Genomic DNA, 22,230 nt, shown 5'->3' on the forward strand with positions numbered 1-22,230 from the left:
CTGCAATACTCAAGGAGAGTGCATGTCTATCACGGCGAAGTCTGTCTACCGTGACACGGGAAACTTTTTCCGCAATCAGTTCATTACCTTTTTACTGATCGCGTTGCTTTGCGCCTTTATCACGGTGGTGCTTGGCCATGCGTTCTCACCGAGTGAAGAACAAATTGCCAGCCTGAGCCAGGGCGACCACCTTGCAGGAAGCGTAGGGTTGTTTGAACTGGTACAAAACATGACGCCTGAGCAACAACAAATTCTGCTGCGGGCTTCCGCTGCATCCACTTTCTCAGGTCTTATTGGTAATGCGGTGCTGGCCGGTGGCGTTCTGCTAATGATTCAGCTGGTGTCGGCGGGACATCGGGTCAGCGCTTTACGGGCGATTGGAGCCAGCGCACCGGTCTTACCTAAGCTGTTTATCCTAATCTTCTTAACCACCATGCTGGTGCAGATGGGGATTATGCTGGTCGTGGTACCAGGTGTGTTGCTGGCTATCGTGCTCTCTTTTGCCCCTGTGATGGTTGTGCAGGATAAAATGGGGATTTTTACCGCAATGCGCAGCAGCATCAGACTGGCATGGGCTAATATGCGTCTGGTGGCCCCCGCCGTGATCGGCTGGCTGCTTGCTAAAACGCTCTTGTTATTGTTTGCGCCGAATTTTGCGGTATTAACGCCTAATGTTGGCGCCGTGGTGGCGAATACGCTGAGCAATCTCATTTCAGCGGTACTGCTCGTCTATCTGTTCCGCCTGTATATGTTAATTCGTCAGTAATCCCGAGGCGGGGGGACATCGCTGTCTCCCGCCCCGCTCAGAAGATGGAATCACAGAATGAAGCAGTTTCTTGATTTTTTACCGCTCGTCGTCTTTTTCGCTTTTTATAAGCTGTACGACATCTATGCCGCCACCACAGCGTTGATCATTGCAACCGCTGTTGTGCTGATCTACTGCTGGGTTCGCTATCGCAAAGTGGAAAAGATGGCACTGGTGACGTTTGTCCTGGTGGCCGTATTTGGTGGACTAACCCTCTTCTTCCACAACGATGAATTTATCAAGTGGAAAGTCACTGTGATTTACGCGCTGTTTGCAGGTGCATTACTGATCAGCCAATGGGTAATGAAAAAACCACTGATCCAGCGCATGCTGGGCAAAGAGCTGACACTACCGCAGGAAGTATGGTCTCGCCTGAATATTGCCTGGGCGGTCTTCTTTATTCTCTGCGGCCTCGCCAATATCTATATCGCCTTCTGGCTGCCGCAGGATATCTGGGTCAACTTTAAGGTCTTTGGCCTGACCGCGCTGACGCTTATCTTCACGCTGTTAAGCGGTGTATACATCTATCGTCATATGCCGCAGGACGACAACCACTGATTAATGACTGACCAGAACGTCAACGACAGGCGTTCTGGTCTATTCTCTCCGCACGCGAATCATAGTAGCATCCCGCCTGAAGTCTTCCGTTACGAGTTAAAACAATGACAACAACTAACGCCCCTCAGGGCGAACTGGTTTTACGCACACTGGCAATGCCCGCTGACACCAATGCCAATGGCGATATTTTTGGCGGCTGGCTGATGTCGCAGATGGATATGGGCGGCGCAATTCTGGCAAAAGAGATCGCCCACGGGCGCGTGGTGACGGTGCGGGTGGACGGCATGACCTTCCTGCGCCCGGTTGCGGTAGGGGATGTGGTCTGCTGCTACGCGCGCTGTGTCAAACGCGGCAATACCTCCATTTCCATCAACATCGAGGTCTGGGTGAAGAAAGTCTCTTCTGAGCCGATTGGGCAGCGTTATAAGGCCACCGAAGCACTGTTTATTTATGTCGCCGTGGACAGCGAGGGTAAACCTCGTCAGCTTCCACAAGCCTGATCGACAGGCAAAAAAAAGCCTCCTTTCGGAGGCTTTTTTTATTCCATCTGCGCCCCGCCGTTCAGGCGGAAAACGATATTCACAATAAGTCCGCTGCCCGGTTTTCCGGCTTCATAGCGCCATCTGCGCATCGCCGATTTCACTTCGCGCTCAAACATATTAGAAGGTTGAGCAGATAAGATTTCCACGTTATCTACGCGCCCATCCGCAGTGACGTCAAATTTTACCCGTACGCGGCCTTCAATACGTAAGGCCTGAGCTCGCGCCGGGTACTGGGGCTGGTTGCGGCTTACGGCACGCGGGCCCACTGGCGCGGTAACCGTTGGCTTTGAGGTCGTTGCCGTATTGTTCATCACCGGACGCGAAGGCGCCGCATTCTCGACCGTCTGTGTTGCGCGCGGTTCAACCGGACGTTCATCGCGTTTTGGACGCTCCTCGACCTTCTTCACCGGTTTTGGCTTCGGCTTAGGTTTTGGCTTCGGTTCAGGCTTGTGGATCACCACCGGCGCTTCCTTCGGTGGCACCGGAACAGGCTCGGGCTCTGGCTCCGGCTCCGGTTCAGCCACTGGCTGTGGCGGCGGAGGGGCAACCTGCGGCGGTTCGAGATCCGCTGGCGATACCATCGTCACCGAAATCGGCTGCGCGGGCGCGGGCATTTCAATAACCTGATGAACCGAGGTATACAGCAAACCCGCCACAACAGCACCGTGAATCACGACAGAAAGCAGCGTCGGCCAGGGAAAGCGGCGAGGTAAATCAAGGGTCATCGAAGTCATATTCATCAACGTTAAAAAACCGAACCCTGATTTTAAATGCAAATAGCAATCATATTCAATAAGACACTTTGTTATGGCGCAACTTTAGCGCATGAGAGGCCAAAAAAGGCGCATTCAGATCAGGGTTTTAACATTGTTTTTATTTTACATTGCAGTCGTTTGCCCTTTCACATAACGTAACTGACACTTTTACCGGTTAAGGAGCTTCGCCGTGTTTTACGTGATTTACTCTGAAGATGTTGCTGATTCGCTCGAAAAACGCCAGGCTGTGCGCCCTGCGCATCTGGCACGTTTGCAGCTGCTCCAGGATGAAGGCCGTTTACTGACCGCCGGCCCTATGCCTGCAGTAGACAGCAATGACCCGGGTGCCGCCGGTTTTGCCGGTTCCACAGTGATTGCTGAGTTTGAATCTCTGGAAGCTGCTCAGGCCTGGGCTGATGCGGACCCATACGTTGCGGCCGGTGTGTATGCGAAGGTGACCGTTCGCCCTTATAAAAAAGTGTTCTGATGTTAAAAGGCTCCAGCAGGGGCCTTTTTTACGTTAGACGTCTTTACACCGGGTAAATTGCTGCTCTGTCATCAGACTTCCCCACTGGTCCCCCTCCCACTCTTTGGCTAATCTGAAACCAAATAATTCATACAGACGTCGTGCGGCGGATAGTTTATTGAATGTCCACAAATGCACAGCAGAAAAGCCCACGTTATCGCAAAAACCTATAGCTTCGGTCAGAAGTTTTTTCCCCACGCCAAATCCGCGACAGCCATCATCAAGAATAAACCAGCGAAGGTGAGCTTCCCCCGGTTCTAAATCTTCACCATCAATAGCCACCGAGCCGACGATTTTATCGTTCAATATTGCCAGCCAGACCTGATTACACGGCTTCTCCAGTCGCCCACTAAACTCGGCCAATCCAGAAGCCACTTTGGCCTCGAAGAAACGGCCAAAATTATGTTCCCGGGAATAATAACTGGCATGCATCTCCGCGATACGGCCAATCATGCCAGGCAGATAGCCCGGCACAATTTTCAGCGCGTCAGATTGAATCTCAACCGGCGTTTCACGGCCAGCCAGCAGCGCCCTGGCATAAAGTGAAAGGCCCTGAGATATTGTTTTCTGTTGCAACGGATCCAGTGGTTTTATTGCAGTGAGCACCCGAGCGCTACTGTAGGTATTAATTTGTCTGACGGTTTCCTGCCCTTTTGCCGTCAGTCGTAGATACTTTGTTCTGGCGTCTTCACTGGAAACGACTTCTTCAAGTTCGCCTGCTGCAATAAGGCGTGCCAACATCCGGCTGACGCTGGACTTTTCCAGGCCTAACAGTTGCACCAGTTGACCAGCGGTCATTTCTTTCCGCAAATCAATTTCGACAAGTGTATGAACCGCCGAGGGGGAATAATTCGTTGAGGCCAGCGTCGAGGCCATAAAACCCAATTCGCGCACCATCAAACGTGAGGCGCTACGGATATCGCTGACAAGAGGGGTTTCGATGTGCATGTTATTGTCTCCGCCATTTAGTTGTACTATACAACTAAATGGCGGGAAGTTGTCAAACATTAAAAAGGCTCCCTCAGGAGCCTTTTTGTTTCTTCACATTAATGCAGCGACGCCAACCTTGCCGCAAACCCAACAAACAGCAGCCCTATCAGACCGTTCCCCAGCTTTGCCAGTTTCTTTTTGGTTTTCAGATAACGCGTCACAAACGCGCCAGAGAAGATCAGGAAGCTCATATACACAAAGCTTATTAGCTCCAGCGTTGTCGCGAGGATCAGGAAAGAAGTGCCGGTGCTCTGGGCATTCACATCAATAAACTGAACGAAGAACGATACGTAGAACAAAATCGCTTTGGGATTGGTCAGGCTTAACACCAACGAGCGTTTCATGATCGTACTGGCAGGTTCGGGCCCGCTCTCATGAGCGTTTTTTTGACGGTTCACCACCGACCAGAGCATTTTGCCCCCCAGCCAGAGCAGATAAAAAGCCCCGAGATAGCGCACGATGTTAAACAGTACCGGCGTGGTCTGGATTAATGCCGCAACACCCGCCCAGGCCAGAAACATCAGTACCGCATCGCCGATAAATACACCTGTCGCGGCGAGATAACCTTTTTTAACGCCGTGACCAATCCCGGTTTTGAGCACAAACAGGGTATTCGGCCCAGGTACCAGCACGATAAAAAATGCGCCTACAACGTACGTCCAGAAATTCAGTACACCAAACTCCGCAAACACTTCTCCCTCCTTTTGCTAAAAACAACGGGAATATCGCTGCAAAAACGCTATTCCTAAAAATCAGACGCTATAAAATCAGTGGGCACCTTGCGGTGCCCTCATGGTTCTCAGATATCCTGGACTGCGAACAGCAACGCGTTGCGGTGCCGGGTCATTCCACATTTTCTGATGGCGTGAATACGCATATTGCGGCGGGATTGTGCTTCCAGCCAACGTGCCTTGCGACGACTCACCTGTCGCAACATGCGCCAGCGCCCTACTTCAGTTCTACTGCGCTTCATGTCAACAACTCTTTCTCTAACAGAGATGCCATTATAAACCCAACACTACAGCAAACCAGCGCTTTTACCTGGCGTTTTTATTTGCCAGATGAATCCTGATGCGTACACTCATAACAATACGCTTTCAAAAGGATTTTTTAACCTATGACAACCTTCTACACCGTGGTGAGTTGGCTGGTCATTCTGGGATACTGGCTGTTAATCGCGGGTGTGACATTACGCATCCTGATGAAGCGCAGAGCCGTACCCTCTGCCATGGCCTGGCTTCTGATAATCTACATCCTCCCGCTGGTAGGGATCATTGCCTATCTCTCTTTCGGTGAGCTTCATCTGGGCAAGCGCCGCGCCGAGCGTGCCCGCGCCATGTGGCCCTCGACCGCGAAGTGGCTTAACGACCTTAAAGCCTGCAAACATATTTTTGCCGAAGAGAACAGCAGTGTTGCCACTTCGCTGTTTAAGCTGTGCGAGCGCCGTCAGGGGATTGGCGGTGTCAAAGGCAATCAGCTCCAGTTGCTGACCACTTCTGACGATGTTATGCAGGCGTTGATCCGCGATATTCAATTGGCCCGCCATAACATTGAGATGGTGTTTTACATCTGGCAGCCCGGTGGTATGGCCGATCAGGTTGCTGAATCCCTGATGGCCGCAGCACGTCGGGGCATTCACTGCCGACTGATGCTGGACTCTGCAGGCAGCGTGGCATTTTTCCGCAGCCCGTGGGCGGGAATGATGCGTAATGCCGGTATCGAAGTGGTTGAGGCGCTGAAGGTTAACCTCCTGCGTGTCTTTTTGCGCCGGATGGATCTCCGCCAGCACCGTAAGATGATCATGATCGATAACTATATCGCCTACACCGGCAGTATGAACATGGTCGACCCACGCTTCTTTAAACAGGATTCGGGAGTTGGGCAATGGGTTGATTTGATGGCAAGAATGGAGGGGCCGATTGCCACCTCTATGGGTATCGTTTACTCATGCGACTGGGAGATTGAGACCGGTAAACGTATTCTGCCACCACCACCGGACGGCAATATTATGCCGTTTGAAGAGGCCAGCGGGCACACCATTCATACGATTGCATCCGGGCCAGGCTTCCCTGAAGATTTGATTCATCAGGCGCTGCTGACGGCAACCTACTCAGCCCGTGAATACCTGATCATGACCACGCCATACTTTGTCCCCAGCGATGACCTGCTGCACGCAATCTGTACGGCGGCGCAACGTGGTGTCGACGTGAGTATCATTTTGCCACGCAAAAATGACTCCCTACTGGTAGGCTGGGCCAGCCGGGCATTCTTTAGCGAACTGTTGGCCGCAGGGGTGAAAATTTATCAGTTTGAAGGCGGATTACTTCATACCAAGAGCGTTCTCGTCGACGGTGAATTAAGCCTGGTAGGCACAGTCAACCTGGATATGCGGAGTCTGTGGCTCAATTTTGAAATCACACTGGTGATTGATGACGCCGGTTTTGGCGGTGACCTGGCGGCGGTGCAGGATGATTATATCTCCCGCTCGCGACTGCTGGATGCCAGACTGTGGGTAAAACGTCCAATGTGGCAGAGAATTGCCGAACGACTGTTTTACTTCTTTAGTCCGTTGCTGTAAAACGTGCCCAACGATGTTAAACAGGTAGTCATCATGGAAATGGATCTGAACAATCGCCTGACCGAAGACGAAACGCTCGAACAGGCCTATGACATTTTTCTCGAACTGGCGGTTGATAACCTCGATCCCGCAGACGTGATCCTCTTTAATCTGCAGTTCGAAGAGCGCGGCGGTGCCGAATTGTTCGACCCTTCAGAAGACTGGGCTGAACATGTGGATTTCGACCTTAATCCTGACTTCTTTGCCGAAGTAGTGATTGGGCTGGCCGATGAAGATGGCGGCGAAATAAATGACATCTTCGCCCGCGTCCTGCTGTGCCGCGAGAAAGACCACAAACTGTGCCATATCCTCTGGCGCGAATAGTAAAAAAGGCTGCGATTGCAGCCTTTTTTATTTAATCCGGTAATTCGCTTCCGCAGCGGTTACAAAACCGTGCGCTGTGTTCATGCTCACCCTGATGACAATTCGGGCATTTGCGCTGCTGTTTGCGACTCTGAAAGGCACTGCTCATATGCGTGGTAATGAGCCCTGTCGGGATTGCAATCACCGAATAGCCAATCAGGATCAGCACTGATGCCACAATACGTCCCAATGGGGTATGCGGTGTGATATCACCATAACCCACTGTCGTCACGGTCACGATGGCCCAATAGACCGAGGCATTAAGCGTCGTGAAGCCATATTTTGGCCCTTCTATCAGATACATCAGCGCGCCGAAAACAATCATGACGATGGCAATAAATGAATAGAACAGAATAAGCTGGTGCCGTGCGCTGACAATCGCGCTCCAGAACACGTGCAATGACGGCATAAAACGCAGTAATTTAAGGATACGTAATACCCGAATGACGCGCATCGCTCGCCAGGCAAAGACGTAACTCAGGCTAATTTCCGGCCACAGCCACATCACATAGAGCGGCAGGATGGTCGCTAAATCAATAAATCCCCAAAAGCTGAAAACATATCTGGCCGGGTTGGGCCAGCAAATGACTCTCAGGCAATATTCCGCGGTAAAGACCAGGGTAATCGCCAACTCAAGCCAGACAAAAATATGCCACTCGTCAAACGTCAGGTGGTATTGCGTCCCAACACCAGACTCAATAAAGATCACAAATACGCTTAGCAGCGCAAATAAACCACAGAGGCCTTCGAAGCGTCTCCCGGATACGGTTTCAGGATCGAATAAAAAATGGTAAAGCCGCCGACGGGCGGGCGTGATTAAAAGCGACACAGTAACCTCGCAAAAAATAAGGGCTGACATCATGTCAGCCCTTGCGATTATAACGGGTCTACTTTCAGGCAGGAAACCGCATGTCGGAAACTGCCTTCCAGAACCGGTCGCGTTTTCGCACATTCCGGCCCGGCCATTGGGCATCTCGTACGGAAGACGCAGCCCGACGGCGGGTTAATCGGTGAGGGTAATTCCCCTTCCAGAAGCTGAATCGTTTTATTCTTTTCCAGATCGGGATCGGGGATCGGCACCGCAGACATCAGCGCTTTGGTATAAGGGTGCAACGGGTTGTGGTACACCTCATCATAGGTGCCCAGCTCCACTGCATGGCCTAAGTACATCACCAGTACGCGGTCCGAGATGTGTTTCACCACGGCCAGATCGTGCGCGATAAAAATAAGTGACAGCCCCATTTCACGCTGCAGTTTCTGCAGCAGGTTGACCACCTGTGCCTGAATGGACACGTCCAGCGCGGAGACGGGCTCATCACAGATGATCAGCTTCGGTTCGAGGATCAACGCACGTGCAATACCAATACGCTGACACTGGCCGCCTGAGAATTCGTGCGGGTAGCGGTTGATAAGGTTAGGCAACAGGCCAACTTTCATCATCATCGCCTTCACGCGATCGCGCACTTCCTGACGAGCCATCTTCGGATGATAAGTACGCAGCGGCTCGGCAATAATCTCACCAATGGTCATACGCGGGTTCAATGATGCCAGTGGATCCTGGAAAATCATCTGGATATCACTACGCACGTCACGCCACTCGTCAGGCTTCATCCCCAACAAGTCTTTACCCAGCCAGGCCACTTTGCCACCGGTGGCTTTTACCAGACCAATAATGGCGCGCGCGAAGGTGGATTTACCGCAGCCAGACTCCCCTACCACGCCCAGGGTTTCGCCTTCGTACAAACGCAGCGTGACACCATCGACCGCTTTCAGGGTCTTAGATGGTTGCCAGAACCACTGTTTACCGTCTTTGATGTCAAAATGCACTTTAAGGTCAGCGATTTCGAGCAGCACATTGCGTTTTTCATCTAATGCGTTCATACCAACTCCTCCTGCGGCTTAAAGCAGGCGCGCAGGCGGCCTGGTGCAAACGCTTCCAGCGGCGGAGCGCTGTTGCAGATTTCCATCGCATGCGGGCAACGCGGCTGGAACGGACAACCTTTCGGCAGACGCAGCAGGTTTGGCGGGTTACCCGGAATGGTGAGCAGAGATTCCCCTTCCGCATCGAGACGCGGTACCGCATTCAACAGACCAATTGAGTACGGGTGGGCTGGGTGATAGAACACATCACGCGCGTTGCCATATTCCATGGTACGGCCGGCATACATCACCAGCACTTTGTCACAGATGCCCGCCACAACGCCAAGGTCGTGGGTGATCATGATGATCGCTGTGTTGAACTCGCGCTTAAGCTCGTTTAACAGGGTCATGATTTGTGCCTGAACGGTGACGTCCAGCGCGGTGGTGGGTTCATCAGCAATCAGCAGTTTTGGCCGGCACAGCAACGCCATCGCAATCATCACACGCTGACGCATGCCACCAGAAAATTCGTGCGGGAACATACGCATGCGCTTACGGGCTTCCGGCATTTTCACCGCATCCAGCATTTTGACTGACTCTTCAAACGCTTCCGCTTTGCCCAGACCTTTGTGCAGCATCAGGACTTCCATCAGCTGCTCGCCAACACGCATGTACGGGTTCAGCGAAGTCATCGGATCCTGGAAAATCATCGAGATCTGTTCGGCACGCAGCTTGTTCAGCTCATGTTCCGGCAGGTTGAGGATTTCACGTCCGTTGAATTTCGCGGAACCTCCGATAACACCGTTTGCAGCCAGCAGTCCCATCAACGCAAATGCAGTCTGGGATTTTCCGGAACCAGATTCACCAACAATCCCCAGCGTTTCACCTGCACGCAGGTCGAAGTTGAGATCGTTAACGGCGGTTACGTCTCCGTCCGGGGTTTTAAAGGTTACACGGAGATCTTTCACATCCAGCAGAAGTTTGCTCTGCTGTTGCGCCTGCGGCGCAGTGGCCGTTTCAATAATTGTCATGACGGCGCTCCTTAACGGTCTTTCGGGTCGAGGGCATCACGCAGGCCATCGCCGATAAAGTTGAAACAAAACAGGGTAACGACCAGGAAACCCGCCGGATAAAGCAGTAACCACGGAGAGACTTCCATGGAGTTTGCACCATCACTCAGGAGTGCACCCCAGCTGCTCAGAGGCTCTTGCGTACCCAGCCCCAGGAAGCTCAGGAAGGATTCAAACAGAATCATGCTTGGTACCAGCAGTGAAGCATAAACCACCACCACCCCCAGCACGTTAGGAACGATATGGCGAACAACAATATTACCGATTGATACGCCACCCACCTGCGCGGCTTCGATAAACTCTTTGCGTTTGAGGCTCAGTGTCTGTCCGCGGACAATACGCGCCATATCCAGCCAGGAAACCATCCCGATAGCCACGAAAATCAACAGGATGTTCTGGCCAAAGAAGGTCACCAACAGGATAACGAAGAACATGAACGGGAAGGAGTTCAGGATTTCCAGCAGACGCATCATCACGGAGTCCACTTTACCGCCAAGGTAGCCTGAGAGTGAGCCATAGAGCGTGCCCACAATCACCGCCACCAGTGCAGCAGCGATACCGACCATCAGCGAAATACGGCCTCCGATAGCGACTCGTACCAGCAGATCGCGTCCGGAGGAATCCGTACCAAAATAGTGTCCGGACTCCATATCAGGTGCGCTGGACATCATGCCCCAGTCGGTGTCGAAATAGGTAAATTGCGACAGCATCGGCGCCAGGGTCACAAACAGCGCGATGATCACCAGTACGGCCAGACTGGCTACCGCGGCACGGTTGTGCATAAAGCGGCGACGCGCGTCCTGCCAGAGGCTACGACCTTCTACTTCCAGTTTTTCACTGAAGTTTTCCAGCGCCTCGCTGTTTTTCTTACTCAACATCATGGCGTGCTCCAGTTAGTAACGGATTTTCGGGTCGATGACGGCATACAGCACATCGACAATTGCGTTAAAGAGAATGGTCAGCGCACCAACGAGAATGGTCAGGCTCAGTACCAGCGAATAGTCGCGGTTGAGCGCGCCATTTACAAACAGTTGACCAATACCCGGCAGACCGTAGATCGTTTCGATAACCATTGAGCCAGTGATGATACCGACGAATGCCGGCCCCATGTAGGAGAGCACAGGCAACAGCGCCGGTTTGAGCGCGTGGCGGAAGATAATCCGACGCATCGGCAGCCCTTTAGCGCGCGCGGTTCGAATGAAGTTCGAATGCAACACTTCGATCATTGAACCACGGGTGATACGCGCAATGCTGGCGATGTACGCCAGAGATAATGCCACCATCGGCAAAATCATGAACTTTAACGCCCCGCCGTTCCAGCCACCGCCAGGTAGCCATTTCAGCGTGATGGCAAATATCATCACCAGTAACGGCGCGACAACGAAGCTGGGTATGACTACCCCGGTCATCGCCACCCCCATTACGGTATAATCCCATTTGGTATTTTGTTTAAGCGCGGCGATAACGCCTGCAGTCACCCCGAGAACAACGGCCAGCAAAAATGCCGCAGCACCCAGCTTTGCCGATACCGGGAAGCTGGAAGCCACCAGGTCGTTAACGGAATAGTCTTTATATTTGAATGACGGTCCAAAATCACCGTGAGCCAGCTGCTTCAGATAATTGAAGTACTGGGTGGAGATAGGATCGTTCAGGTGATATTTCGCTTCAATATTCGCCATGACTTCTGGCGGCAACGTACGTTCACCGGTAAATGGACTTCCCGGAGCAAGACGCATCATGAAGAAGGAAATTGTAATCAGAATAAACAGCGTTGGAATCGCTTCAAGACAGCGACGTAGGATAAATTTAAACATTGCCCGTACCTTCTGGCGTGTGCCTATATATTGTGACGTCGGTTAGACACCGTGGGGCGAGCGAACTCGCCCCACTCATTGCCATTAATGCTTGATAATATACAAGTTTTTAACGTAAATATTATCCATCGGGTCTTTACCGGTATAGCCACCTACCCACGGTTTCACCAGACGGGCGTTGACGTAGTAGTAAACCGGAACGATCGCGGAATCTTTATCCAACTGCTGCTCAGCTTTAGAGTACAGTTCAGTACGCTGTGCTTCGTCAGTTGTTTTCAGCGTGTCGCCAATCAGCTTGTCGAATGCCGGGCTCTTATAGTGCGCGGTGTTGTTCGAGCTGTCGCTCAGCATGGTGTTCAGGAAGGAGGTTGGTTCGTTATAGTCCGCACACCAGCCAGCACGCGCCACATCGAAGGTGCCCTGATGACGGCTATCCAGGAAGGTCTTCCACTCCTGGTTCTCCAGCTTCACGTTTGCGCCCAGGTTCTTTTTCCAGATCGAGGCGACGGCGATAGCCAGTTTTTTGTGCAGATCGGAGGTGTTATACAGCAGGCTGAAGGTCAGCGGCTTATCAGCAGTATAGCCAGCTTCGGCGAGCAGTTTCTTCGCTTCTGCGTTACGCTGCTCTTGCGTCTGTTTGAACCAATCTGGTTCAGTCAGTTTTGCGCCATCAGTGTATGGAGGGGTATAGCTGTATGCTGGCAGATCGCCCTGGTTTTTCACTTTGTTCACGATGATATCGCGATCCAGTGCCAGTTTCAGTGCCGTACGGACACGAACATCGGTGAATGGTGCTTTCTGGTTGTTGATTTCGTAGTAATAGGTGCACAGATACGGATCAACATGCACTTCTTTAGGAATTTCTTTTTTCAGCTTCTGGAACAGTTCAATCGGCATGTTGTTATAGGTCATGTCGATTTCACCGCTACGGTAGCGGTTAACGTCAGTCACTTCGGAAGAAATTGGCAGGTACGTCACCTGATTAATCACGGTTTTCGCGTTGTCCCAATATTGCGGGTTACGCTCCAGAACCATACGTTCGTTGACTACCCAGTCTTTCAGTTTGTAGGCACCGTTGGTCACGATATTGGCAGGCTGAGTCCATTTTTCACCAAATTTTTCCACTGCGGATTTTGGAACTGGAGAAACAGACGGGTGAACCAGCAGCTTATAGAAGTACGGAACAGGTTCGCTCAACGTGACTTCAAAGGTATTCGCATCGATCGCTTTCACGCCCAGGTCGGTGACCGGTTTTTTGCCTGCGATGATGTCATCAATATTGGCAATGTGGCCATATTGCAGGTAGCTCGCATACGGAGAGGCAGTATTTGGATTCGCCAGACGCTGCCAGCTATAAACGAAATCTTCGGCGGTAACCGGCGTGCCGTCTGACCATTTCGCATCTTTACGCAGATGGAAAGTCCAGACTTTGAAATCTTTATTTTCCCATTTTTCTGCCACACCAGGTGCCGGGTGGCCGTCTACGTCAGTCACCAGCAGACCTTCGAACAGGTCGCGGTTAACGTTTGACTCGGGAACACCTTCAATTTTATGCGGGTCAAGAGACTGAACTTCCGCACCGTTGTTACGAACCAACGTCTGTTTTTCAGCCAGTTGAACACCTGCAGGTACGTCCGCAGCCATTGCAGCGTTGCCCGCGATTAGCGCAGTTAAAATCCCCGCCGCTACCAGATTTTTTTTTGTGATGATGGACATTGTGTTGGTACTCCACTCATTATAATGACTGGCCTTCGCCAGCTGTGTAATCCCCTGTTGGGGCCTGTACAGCGCAGGAGTTTTTTTTGCTGCTGCCAGGTTCTTCTTTTTTACTTCTTGCTATCACCGACTTTTTTATTACTGACCGCTCGTATGGCCGTCTTGCGTCGATTCTTTGCAGGCCTCCCCTGTTTGTGACCTGCGCTGGATATCTGAGAAGAGAAGCATATGAAAATAATTCTCATCTACTTGTTTTATGCTGCAAAATAGTAGGCCGGAAAGTATCAAATGGCGTAAACGCACGCCAATACATTTTGCAAATTTGTTAAGCAATTCTCTTTTACGGTGAGAGCCGTATCGTTGAGGGCAGCCCTGCCAGACATCAAACGCCACTAAAAAACATGACATTCAATAAGATAGAGGAAACCTCCTCTACAAGCGCGTCGCTGCGCTATCATCGAGTGTTTTTGTACAAAAATTTAACAACTGGTTATTATTTAGCACATTCATCTAGGGGAATGTTGAAATTACTAATATCATTTCGGTTATCTCTCAGCAAGCCCCAGAGTATCGTGTGAGTAAAATAACAGAGCGATCGAAGGTTTTCTGCGCAGGCGGGTTGGAAGGAAATTAATAACTTATTGAAATACAAGAGATGAACATTATTAGTAGAATTTATTATGATATGTGAGCATTTCAACTTTAGTTATATGATTTGCTGATAATCACGTAAAAAAACGGAGCTGTAGCTCCGTTCTTTCATATGAAATATTAGTGTAACAAGCCGGGGAAAATGCTTTTAATACCGGTGACAATAAATTCGATCCCTAACGCCATCAACAGCAGGCCCATGATACGCGTTATAACGTTGATGCCCGTCTGCCCCAATAAGCGCACCAGCCAGGGCGCCATACGGAATACTCCCCAGCAGCAGAGCGCGAAAATGGCAATGGCCACGGAAAAGCCAATCAAATGCATCAGGCTATGGTAACGCGTACCCCAGACAATCGTTGAACTGATGGCGCCGGGGCCAGCCATAAGCGGTAACGCCAGCGGTACCACGCCAATGCTTTCACGGATGGCAGTTTCTGACTTCTCCTGTTTGTTCTGTTTATCCTCACCCAGCTTACCGCTGATCATAGACATGGCGATGGTCACAACCAGGATCCCACCCGCAATGCGGAAAGAGTCGATCGAAATCCCGAAGAGCTGAAGAATGGCGTCCCCCAGAAAAAGGGAGGTGAGCAATATGATAGCCACTGACAGGTTGGCGGTGAGGTTGGTCTTGTTCCTGGCCGCCGCCGTCTGGTAACTGGTCATACTAATGAAGACAGGAATGATCCCCACCGGGTTGACCAGGGCAAACAAACCAATAAAAAATTTAAAATACGTTGGAAAATCAAAGAGCGTTTGGATCACGTTTTGCTCCGCTTATGCGCATGCCCGGGACTGACAATTTGTCATGTGAAATCGCGCTGAAGATACCCTTTTTATTAGCATACTTCACTCGAAATCTGTGCCAAAACGTTATCATTTCAGGATGTTAAACATATGTAGAATCAATGATAGCGCCACTTCCAATACTTACGTAATTATTTAACACTGGAAAAATCTCAAAGAAATAACCCTGCTGAAAGGTATCAGCTTGGGGGAAAATTGACGCAGATCATGATTTCCGTACTCAGAAGTGAGTAATCTTGGTTACACCCCAGGGAGGTCACCTGACAAAAAGGGATGATGCTAAGGTAAGGCTCTTTTAGTAAATTAGTGTGCTGGTGTAGAAAGTAACTCTTTGTTTTATTTTGTGTTACGCAAGTCATATCAGCTCTGTCTATACTGTCTGACGTATCGAGCGCTGGTTTACTAAAAGAGTTTAAACATTATCAGGAGAGCATTATGGCTGTTACTAATATCGCTGAACTGAACGCCCTCGTCGAGCGCGTTAAAAAAGCCCAGCGTGAATATGCCAATTTCACCCAAGAACAGGTTGATAAAATCTTCCGCGCGGCCGCTCTGGCTGCTGCAGATGCTCGAATCCCTCTCGCTAAAATGGCCGTTGCCGAATCCGGTATGGGTATCGTTGAAGATAAAGTGATCAAAAACCACTTTGCTTCTGAGTATATCTACAACGCCTATAAAGATGAGAAAACCTGTGGCGTGCTGTCTGAAGACGACACCTTCGGTACTATCACGATTGCAGAACCTATCGGCATCATTTGCGGTATCGTTCCAACCACCAACCCAACGTCTACTGCTATCTTCAAATCACTGATTAGCCTGAAGACCCGTAACGCAATTATCTTCTCTCCGCACCCACGTGCTAAAGATGCAACGAACAAAGCTGCTGATATCGTATTGCAGGCGGCTATCGCAGCAGGCGCACCAAAAGACCTGATCGGCTGGATTGACCAACCTTCTGTTGAACTGTCCAACGCACTGATGCACCACCCAGACATTAACCTGATCCTGGCGACCGGTGGTCCTGGTATGGTTAAAGCAGCGTACAGCTCCGGTAAACCAGCAATCGGCGTAGGCGCAGGTAACACTCCTGTTGTTATCGACGAAACGGCTGATATCAAACGTGCTGTTGCTTCTGTACTGATGTCCAAAACCTTCGATAACGGTGTTATCTGTGCATCTGAACAGTCCGTTGTTGTTGTAGATTCCGTATATGAAGCGGTTCGCGAACGCTTCGCCAGCCACGGCGGCTACATGCTGCAGGGCAAAGAGCTGAAAGCCGTTCAGGACATCATCCTGAAAAATGGCGCACTGAACGCCGCTATCGTTGGGCAGCCAGCGTATAAAATTGCTGAACTCGCAGGTTTCACCGTTCCGGCAACCTCTAAGATCCTGATCGGTGAAGTGAAAGTTGTTGATGAGAGCGAGCCATTTGCACACGAAAAACTGTCTCCGACTCTGGCAATGTACCGCGCGAAAGATTTCGACGATGCAGTAGAGAAAGCAGAGAAACTGGTTGCCATGGGCGGTATCGGTCACACCTCTTGCCTGTACACCGACCAGGATAATCAGCCAGAACGTGTTGCTCACTTCGGTCAGAAGATGAAAACTGCACGTATCCTGATTAACACCCCTGCTTCTCAGGGTGGTATCGGTGACCTGTACAACTTCAAACTCGCACCTTCCCTGACTCTGGGTTGTGGTTCCTGGGGTGGTAACTCCATCTCTGAAAACGTTGGTCCAAAACATCTGATCAACAAGAAAACCGTTGCTAAGCGAGCTGAAAACATGTTGTGGCACAAACTTCCGAAATCTATCTACTTCCGCCGTGGCTCTCTGCCAATTGCGCTGGATGAAGTGATTACTGATGGCCACAAACGTGCGCTCATCGTGACTGACCGTTTCCTGTTCAACAACGGCTACGCTGACCAGATCACCTCTGTTCTGAAAGCGGCTGGCGTCGAAACTGAAGTCTTCTTTGAAGTTGAAGCTGACCCAACCCTGAGCGTTGTTCGCAAAGGTGCTGAACTGGCGAACTCCTTCAAACCAGATGTGATTATCGCACTGGGTGGTGGTTCCCCAATGGACGCCGCGAAAATCATGTGGGTAATGTACGAACATCCGGAAACTCACTTTGAAGAACTGGCGCTGCGCTTTATGGATATCCGTAAACGTATCTACAAGTTCCCGAAAATGGGCGTAAAAGCGAAAATGATCGCCGTTACTACCACTTCCGGTACCGGTTCAGAAGTGACTCCGTTTGCGGTTGTTACTGACGATGCAACAGGTCAGAAATACCCACTGGCTGACTACGCACTGACCCCAGACATGGCGATTGTTGACGCCAACCTGGTCATGGAAATGCCGAAATCACTGTGTGCCTTCGGTGGTCTGGATGCGGTAACTCACGCTCTGGAAGCTTACGTTTCCGTACTGGCGTCTGAGTTCTCTGATGGTCAGGCTCTGCAGGCTCTGAAACTGCTGAAAGAAAACCTGCCAGCATCCTACAATGAAGGGTCGAAAAACCCTGTAGCACGTGAGCGTGTACACAGTGCAGCAACCATCGCCGGTATCGCGTTTGCTAACGCCTTCCTGGGTGTTTGCCACTCAATGGCGCACAAACTGGGTTCTCAGTTCCACATTCCTCACGGTCTGGCGAACGCCCTGCTGATCAGCAACGTTATCCGTTATAACGCGAATGATAACCCAACTAAGCAGACTGCATTCAGCCAGTACGACCGTCCGCAAGCGCGTCGCCGTTACGCTGAAATTGCTGACCATCTGGGTCTGAGCGCTGCGGGTGACCGTACTGCTGCGAAGATTGAGAAACTGCTGGCATGGCTGGAAAGCCTCAAAGCTGAACTGGGTATTCCTAAATCTATCCGTGAAGCTGGCGTTCAGGAAGCTGACTTTCTCGCCCACGTAGATAAACTGTCTGAAGATGCCTTCGATGACCAGTGTACTGGTGCTAACCCGCGCTACCCACTGATCTCCGAGCTGAAACAGATTCTGCTGGATACCTACTACGGTCGTGAGTTCAAAGAAGGTGATGTAGCAGTGGCTAAAGTTGAAGCTCCTGCGGTAAAAGCTGACAAAAAAGCGAAGAAAAGCGCTTAACTGACAGTCTGATAAAAAACCCGCCAATGGCGGGTTTTTTTATGTCTGAAGAACATGGTGAAAATTATTTTCTGTTGTCGTGCTGAATCGCCGTCAGCGAGCCTACAGACAGCGCTTCTTTATAATGCTTACGGCAGACCGAAACATAGCGTTCATTTCCGCCTATCACCACCTGCTCACCATCTGCATAAGGCTTTCCGGCCTGGTCGAGACGAAGCACCATACTGGCTTTCCTGCCGCAAAAGCAGATAGTTTTGAGTTCGACGAGTTTATCTGACCAGGCAAGCAAATACTGGCTCCCTGCGAATAGCTCGCCACGGAAGTCTGTACGCAGCCCATAGCAAAGAACAGGGATATCGAGCTCATCTACCACCTCTGAAAGCGCATGAACCTGCTCACGCGTCAGAAACTGGCTCTCATCAACCAGAACACAATGAATAGGCTGCGCGGCATGCGCTGCGCGAATGTCCTCCAGCAGGTCAGTTTGCGGGTTAAACAGCCTGGCCGGAGACGAAAGGCCTATTCTGGAACTCACCTTCCCTGCACCAAAGCGATCGTCAATTTCAGCCGTATAAACAACAGTACGCATTCCTCGTTCCTGGTAATTGTACGAGGATTGAAGCAGTGCTGTGGATTTTCCGGCATTCATTGCCGAATAGTAGAAATAAAGTTGTGCCATTGGCCGTAAAACCCTAATCAATGTGTAATATTCCCGATGATTGATTGTACCATATTTTGTCTGGTCAACAGCGACTCAGCGCACAGACGATGCGGTTCAGAGCGGAGTTAAGCACCCTCAGATTACGAAAATAATCCGTTAAAACAGAGAGTAAACGTAATCAATCAGGTCTATATGTTATAAGGTCAGTCAAACATAACACTTCATTTTATAGTGGAATCAATGTTCATTAAAATTCACTATTTATTAACTATTACTGTCTTAACATCGCTCAATGGAACTAATACAAAAGGCTGATATTTATCCGCAGCAACTATAATTCCTGCGGTAAATGTCACAAAAAAAGATGCAATCGAGCAGGTTGCGCAGGCTTACGCTGATAACAAGCGAGATTCCTGGGAGATGAAATTTAAGTTAGCGTAATTAATAATAGTGGCTTTATTTAGTATTTTTTGAATTCCTTACATTCCTGGCTATTGCACAACTGAATTTATGGCTCTATTATTAGGTCAACAAACCACCCCCCCATTATAAGTTTGAGATTACTACAATGAGCGAAGCACTTAAAATTCTGAACAACATCCGTACTCTTCGTGCGCAGGCTAGAGAATGCACCCTCGAAACGCTTGAAGAAATGCTGGAAAAATTAGAAGTTGTAGTTAATGAACGTCGCGAAGAAGAAAGCGCTGCAGCAGCTGAAATCGAAGAGCGCACTCGTAAACTGCAACAATATCGTGAAATGCTGATTGCTGATGGTATCGATCCAAACGAATTGCTGAACAGCATGGCTGCAGCTAAAACCGGCACCAAAGCAAAACGCGCTGCCCGTCCTGCTAAATATAGCTACGTTGATGAGAATGGCGAAACTAAAACCTGGACTGGCCAGGGTCGTACTCCTGCTGTTATCAAGAAAGCCATGGATGAGCAAGGTAAACAGCTGGATGACTTCCTGATCAAGGATTAATCAAGCCACATTCCATAAAATCCCGCGTAATGCGGGATTTTTTTTAACCACAATTTTATCACCAACATCCCCTTACACTCTGTCATAGAATCTTATTCGGCTATTGCCATCTCTTACATTCAAGCGGGATAACGAGTGTTATGGGCATAAAAAAACCGGTGGGCAACGCCTCACCGGTCTCAAACATTTGCTGCCCTGGTTATTTCTTAATACCCACGCTCTCTTTGAGCCAGGTTTTAAATTCTTCACCCAGGGTATTGTGGCGAATGCCATATTCAACAAATGCCTGCATATAACCGAGCTTATTACCGCAGTCATGGCTCTTACCTTTCATATGGTAAGCCTCAACGGTCTCTTTCTCGATCAGCATATCAATAGCATCGGTCAGTTGGATCTCATCACCCGCTCCTGGAGGCGTTTTAGCAAGCAGAGGCCAGATTTCCGCACTCAGGACATAGCGACCCACCACTGCCAGGTTAGAAGGCGCCACGTCGGCTTTTGGCTTCTCTACAACGCCAACCATTGGCACGCTTTCGCCAGGCTCAAGGTTAACGCCTTTGCAGTCAACCACACCGTAAGCGGTTACGTCTTCAACTGGCTCAACCATAATCTGGCTGCTACCTGTTTCATCAAAACGCTTGATCATCTCAGCCAAATTATCCTGAGAAAGATCTGATTCGTATTCATCCAGAATAACGTCAGGCAGTATTACCGCCACTGGCTCATCACCGACAACAGGGTGGGCACACATAACCGCATGACCCAGGCCTTTAGCCAGCCCCTGACGAACCTGCATAATAGTCACGTGCGGAGGGCAAATAGACTGCACTTCCTGTAACAACTGACGCTTAACACGCTTTTCCAGCATGGCTTCAAGTTCAAAACTTGTATCAAAATGGTTTTCGATAGAGTTTTTTGATGAATGCGTAACCAGCACAATTTCAGTGATGCCGGCTGCGATACACTCATTAACGACGTACTGGATTAATGGCTTATCAACCAGAGGCAGCATCTCTTTAGGAATCGCCTTAGTTGCTGGTAACATCCTGGTCCCCAATCCCGCTACCGGGATAACGGCCTTTCTGACTTTCGAATTTAGGGCAGCCATTCAAATTCTCCTGAGCTGTTCAAGTTTTGAACTTTTATGCAATAAATAACGCGTTGAGTATATCAGCCTCGCCCCACAGTTCGGGTCTGAAAAGAACGCGTTGCCGATCAATTAGGATAAATACGCATGAATCTGGGCAGGGATAGTAGCACTCCCCACAAAACACAGGTAAAGCAATCTTAAAATTACGATCCAATTGCTTATTCCGTGGACAACATTAATCGTAACCGTCCCCCGGCACCCCAAATTTGGCACTGCCAGGAGGAGCAACGATGGCTAATTTGATTAAGATACGCTGTTCCCAGTGTCCCAAGCGGCACACCGTTGCTTACCTGAATATGATGTTCACCCGTATTCAGTGAGGCGTTGAGGCCCGCTGAAACGAGGATCAGATTCTTTAAACCACTATGGTAATAACCGACCAATAGCGGAAACTGTCCAGGCAAATTGGCCTGACGAAAAAGTTGGTTCACTTGTTTTAGTAAACTGCCCAGTTCCGGAAGCCGTTGCCCCTGATGCGATAGCTGCTCTTGCAAGAGACCATTAAATAGCGCACGAAGTAATAACGCCGCTAATACACCATTATCCCCTGCCCGGGTAACATCCAGGGAATAAAACGCCAGGTCTGAATCAGACAGCGGTGCAATATCCAACACCAGCCCAGGTTGGTCCGCAGCAACCAGCTGGCGATAGTTTATCCGACAATGTGAAATAGTTTGCTGTACGGGCGGCTGGAGTTCCTGTAACAGTTTAGCCGCGGCAGGTGGATTACTTACCAGGGCATCCCAGTCCTGAAACAGACGTTCCTCTTCCTCTACCCGGGAATTAAACATGTTCGGATAAAGACAAGCTAACACCGTCTCTCGTAACCGGTTCAGGTCCTTGACCGGTTTAAGCAGGATATCCTGAACCCCAATTCGCAGCGCTTTGGCAATATCTGCCATATTCTCTGTGGCAGATATCACCAGAATCGGTGTCTGATTGCCTTCGTTACGGAGATGTTCAACCAGCTTCAGTCCGTTCATACGCGGCATCGCAATGTCACAAATCATCAGGTCCGGGGTGATGCTGACCATTTTTTCCAGTGCGTCTATGCCATCTTCAGCCAGCGAAGTGATTGCTCCCATTGAGGATAACCACGAATCCAGTAGCGATCGGAAAACGGCCTCGTCTTCAACAATCAAAATGTGTTTTCCGGCCAATGGCTGCGTCATGGTTCCTCCCCTGGCTGACAGTAATTAAATAGTGGCATGCTATCAGCACTACCGCCTGTCAGATTTTGCTGAAG

The 22,230-nt window shown here is 50.1% G+C and carries 22 protein-coding genes; 8 read left to right on the forward strand and 14 right to left on the reverse strand.

Annotation, left to right across the window (positions count from 1 at the left end; all coding sequences use genetic code 11):
• Window positions 1-22: 22 nt before the first annotated feature.
• The 3 genes from AAHF05_RS12270 to yciA all read left to right on the forward strand — a co-directional run bounded on the left by AAHF05_RS12270 (window position 23) and on the right by yciA (window position 1,863).
• Window positions 23-766, forward strand: a complete 744-nt coding sequence (locus AAHF05_RS12270; protein ID WP_032656704.1) for a YciC family protein — start codon at window positions 23-25, stop codon at window positions 764-766.
• Window positions 767-823: 57 nt separating this feature from the next.
• On the forward strand, window positions 824-1,363 hold the full coding sequence (locus tag AAHF05_RS12275; protein WP_129323438.1) for a septation protein A: 540 nt from the start codon (window positions 824-826) through the stop codon (window positions 1,361-1,363).
• 104 nt (window positions 1,364-1,467) lie between these two features.
• Window positions 1,468-1,863, forward strand: a complete 396-nt coding sequence (yciA, locus tag AAHF05_RS12280) for an acyl-CoA thioester hydrolase YciA (RefSeq protein WP_008502796.1) — start codon at window positions 1,468-1,470, stop codon at window positions 1,861-1,863.
• A 38-nt stretch (window positions 1,864-1,901) separates the two neighbouring features.
• Here the strand turns inward: yciA and tonB are convergent, their stop codons facing one another.
• Window positions 1,902-2,630: a TonB system transport protein TonB gene (gene tonB / locus AAHF05_RS12285; protein ID WP_129323477.1), complete on the reverse strand. Its 729-nt coding sequence runs from the start codon at window positions 2,628-2,630 to the stop codon at window positions 1,902-1,904.
• 220 nt (window positions 2,631-2,850) lie between these two features.
• Between tonB and AAHF05_RS12290 the strand changes: the two genes are divergently transcribed.
• Window positions 2,851-3,147, forward strand: a complete 297-nt coding sequence (locus AAHF05_RS12290; RefSeq protein WP_028018781.1) for a YciI family protein — start codon at window positions 2,851-2,853, stop codon at window positions 3,145-3,147.
• Between the two features lie 33 nt (window positions 3,148-3,180).
• Here the strand turns inward: AAHF05_RS12290 and AAHF05_RS12295 are convergent, their stop codons facing one another.
• From AAHF05_RS12295 to AAHF05_RS12305, 3 genes are all read right to left on the reverse strand, one after another.
• Window positions 3,181-4,134 (reverse strand): helix-turn-helix domain-containing GNAT family N-acetyltransferase, encoded by a 954-nt coding sequence (locus AAHF05_RS12295; protein ID WP_028018780.1) that lies wholly within the window; start codon window positions 4,132-4,134, stop codon window positions 3,181-3,183.
• A 98-nt stretch (window positions 4,135-4,232) separates the two neighbouring features.
• Window positions 4,233-4,868, reverse strand: coding sequence for a leucine efflux protein LeuE (gene leuE, locus AAHF05_RS12300; protein ID WP_028018779.1), 636 nt, complete (start codon window positions 4,866-4,868; stop codon window positions 4,233-4,235).
• 107 nt (window positions 4,869-4,975) lie between these two features.
• Window positions 4,976-5,149 carry a YciY family protein gene (locus tag AAHF05_RS12305; protein WP_021240326.1) on the reverse strand — a complete coding sequence of 58 codons (174 nt, stop codon included), beginning with the start codon at window positions 5,147-5,149 and terminating at the stop codon, window positions 4,976-4,978.
• A gap of 144 nt (window positions 5,150-5,293) precedes the next feature.
• Here AAHF05_RS12305 and cls point away from each other — a divergent pair, with 144 nt between their 5' ends.
• Window positions 5,294-6,754, forward strand: a complete 1,461-nt coding sequence (gene cls, locus AAHF05_RS12310) for a cardiolipin synthase (protein ID WP_129323437.1) — start codon at window positions 5,294-5,296, stop codon at window positions 6,752-6,754.
• Between the two features lie 33 nt (window positions 6,755-6,787).
• Complete coding sequence (locus AAHF05_RS12315) at window positions 6,788-7,117, forward strand: HI1450 family dsDNA-mimic protein (RefSeq protein WP_006810881.1); 330 nt, start codon at window positions 6,788-6,790, stop codon at window positions 7,115-7,117.
• A 31-nt stretch (window positions 7,118-7,148) separates the two neighbouring features.
• Here AAHF05_RS12315 and AAHF05_RS12320 read toward each other — a convergent pair whose 3' ends face one another.
• From AAHF05_RS12320 to AAHF05_RS12350, 7 genes are all read right to left on the reverse strand, one after another.
• Window positions 7,149-8,018, reverse strand: a complete 870-nt coding sequence (locus tag AAHF05_RS12320) for an ion transporter (RefSeq protein WP_206737097.1) — start codon at window positions 8,016-8,018, stop codon at window positions 7,149-7,151.
• A 14-nt stretch (window positions 8,019-8,032) separates the two neighbouring features.
• Window positions 8,033-9,037, reverse strand: a complete 1,005-nt coding sequence (gene oppF / locus AAHF05_RS12325) for a murein tripeptide/oligopeptide ABC transporter ATP-binding protein OppF (RefSeq protein WP_028018776.1) — start codon at window positions 9,035-9,037, stop codon at window positions 8,033-8,035.
• Window positions 9,034-10,047: an ABC transporter ATP-binding protein gene (locus AAHF05_RS12330; protein ID WP_028018775.1), complete on the reverse strand. Its 1,014-nt coding sequence runs from the start codon at window positions 10,045-10,047 to the stop codon at window positions 9,034-9,036. The genes oppF and AAHF05_RS12330 overlap by 4 nt, the downstream gene beginning before the upstream one ends.
• An 11-nt stretch (window positions 10,048-10,058) precedes the next feature.
• On the reverse strand, window positions 10,059-10,967 hold the full coding sequence (oppC, locus tag AAHF05_RS12335) for an oligopeptide ABC transporter permease OppC (protein WP_049006867.1): 909 nt from the start codon (window positions 10,965-10,967) through the stop codon (window positions 10,059-10,061).
• Window positions 10,968-10,979: 12 nt separating this feature from the next.
• A complete protein-coding gene (gene oppB, locus AAHF05_RS12340; RefSeq protein WP_028018773.1) occupies window positions 10,980-11,900 on the reverse strand; it encodes an oligopeptide ABC transporter permease OppB in 921 nt (306 codons plus the stop codon).
• 84 nt (window positions 11,901-11,984) lie between these two features.
• A complete protein-coding gene (gene oppA, locus AAHF05_RS12345; RefSeq protein ID WP_108089738.1) occupies window positions 11,985-13,616 on the reverse strand; it encodes an oligopeptide ABC transporter substrate-binding protein OppA in 1,632 nt (543 codons plus the stop codon).
• 771 nt (window positions 13,617-14,387) lie between these two features.
• Window positions 14,388-15,035 carry a YchE family NAAT transporter gene (locus AAHF05_RS12350; RefSeq protein ID WP_021240330.1) on the reverse strand — a complete coding sequence of 216 codons (648 nt, stop codon included), beginning with the start codon at window positions 15,033-15,035 and terminating at the stop codon, window positions 14,388-14,390.
• A gap of 477 nt (window positions 15,036-15,512) precedes the next feature.
• Between AAHF05_RS12350 and adhE the strand changes: the two genes are divergently transcribed.
• Window positions 15,513-18,191 (forward strand): bifunctional acetaldehyde-CoA/alcohol dehydrogenase, encoded by a 2,679-nt coding sequence (gene adhE / locus AAHF05_RS12355; RefSeq protein ID WP_374936335.1) that lies wholly within the window; start codon window positions 15,513-15,515, stop codon window positions 18,189-18,191.
• Between the two features lie 64 nt (window positions 18,192-18,255).
• Here the strand turns inward: adhE and tdk are convergent, their stop codons facing one another.
• Entirely contained in the window at window positions 18,256-18,870 is a 615-nt protein-coding gene (gene tdk / locus AAHF05_RS12360) for a thymidine kinase (protein WP_237993142.1), read from the reverse strand.
• 550 nt (window positions 18,871-19,420) lie between these two features.
• On the opposite strand from tdk, the gene hns reads away from it, so the two are divergent.
• Window positions 19,421-19,834, forward strand: coding sequence for a histone-like nucleoid-structuring protein H-NS (gene hns / locus AAHF05_RS12365; protein WP_008502781.1), 414 nt, complete (start codon window positions 19,421-19,423; stop codon window positions 19,832-19,834).
• 199 nt (window positions 19,835-20,033) lie between these two features.
• Here the strand turns inward: hns and galU are convergent, their stop codons facing one another.
• Both galU and rssB read right to left on the reverse strand, forming a co-directional pair.
• Window positions 20,034-20,942 (reverse strand): UTP--glucose-1-phosphate uridylyltransferase GalU, encoded by a 909-nt coding sequence (gene galU, locus AAHF05_RS12370; protein ID WP_028018769.1) that lies wholly within the window; start codon window positions 20,940-20,942, stop codon window positions 20,034-20,036.
• A 200-nt stretch (window positions 20,943-21,142) separates the two neighbouring features.
• Window positions 21,143-22,156, reverse strand: coding sequence for a two-component system response regulator RssB (gene rssB / locus AAHF05_RS12375; protein WP_028018768.1), 1,014 nt, complete (start codon window positions 22,154-22,156; stop codon window positions 21,143-21,145).
• Between the last annotated feature and the right edge of the window lie 74 nt (window positions 22,157-22,230).

Origin of the sequence: Enterobacter adelaidei (assembly GCF_041937165.1) — a bacterium.
In the GTDB taxonomy this organism is placed as follows: domain Bacteria; phylum Pseudomonadota; class Gammaproteobacteria; order Enterobacterales; family Enterobacteriaceae; genus Enterobacter; species Enterobacter adelaidei.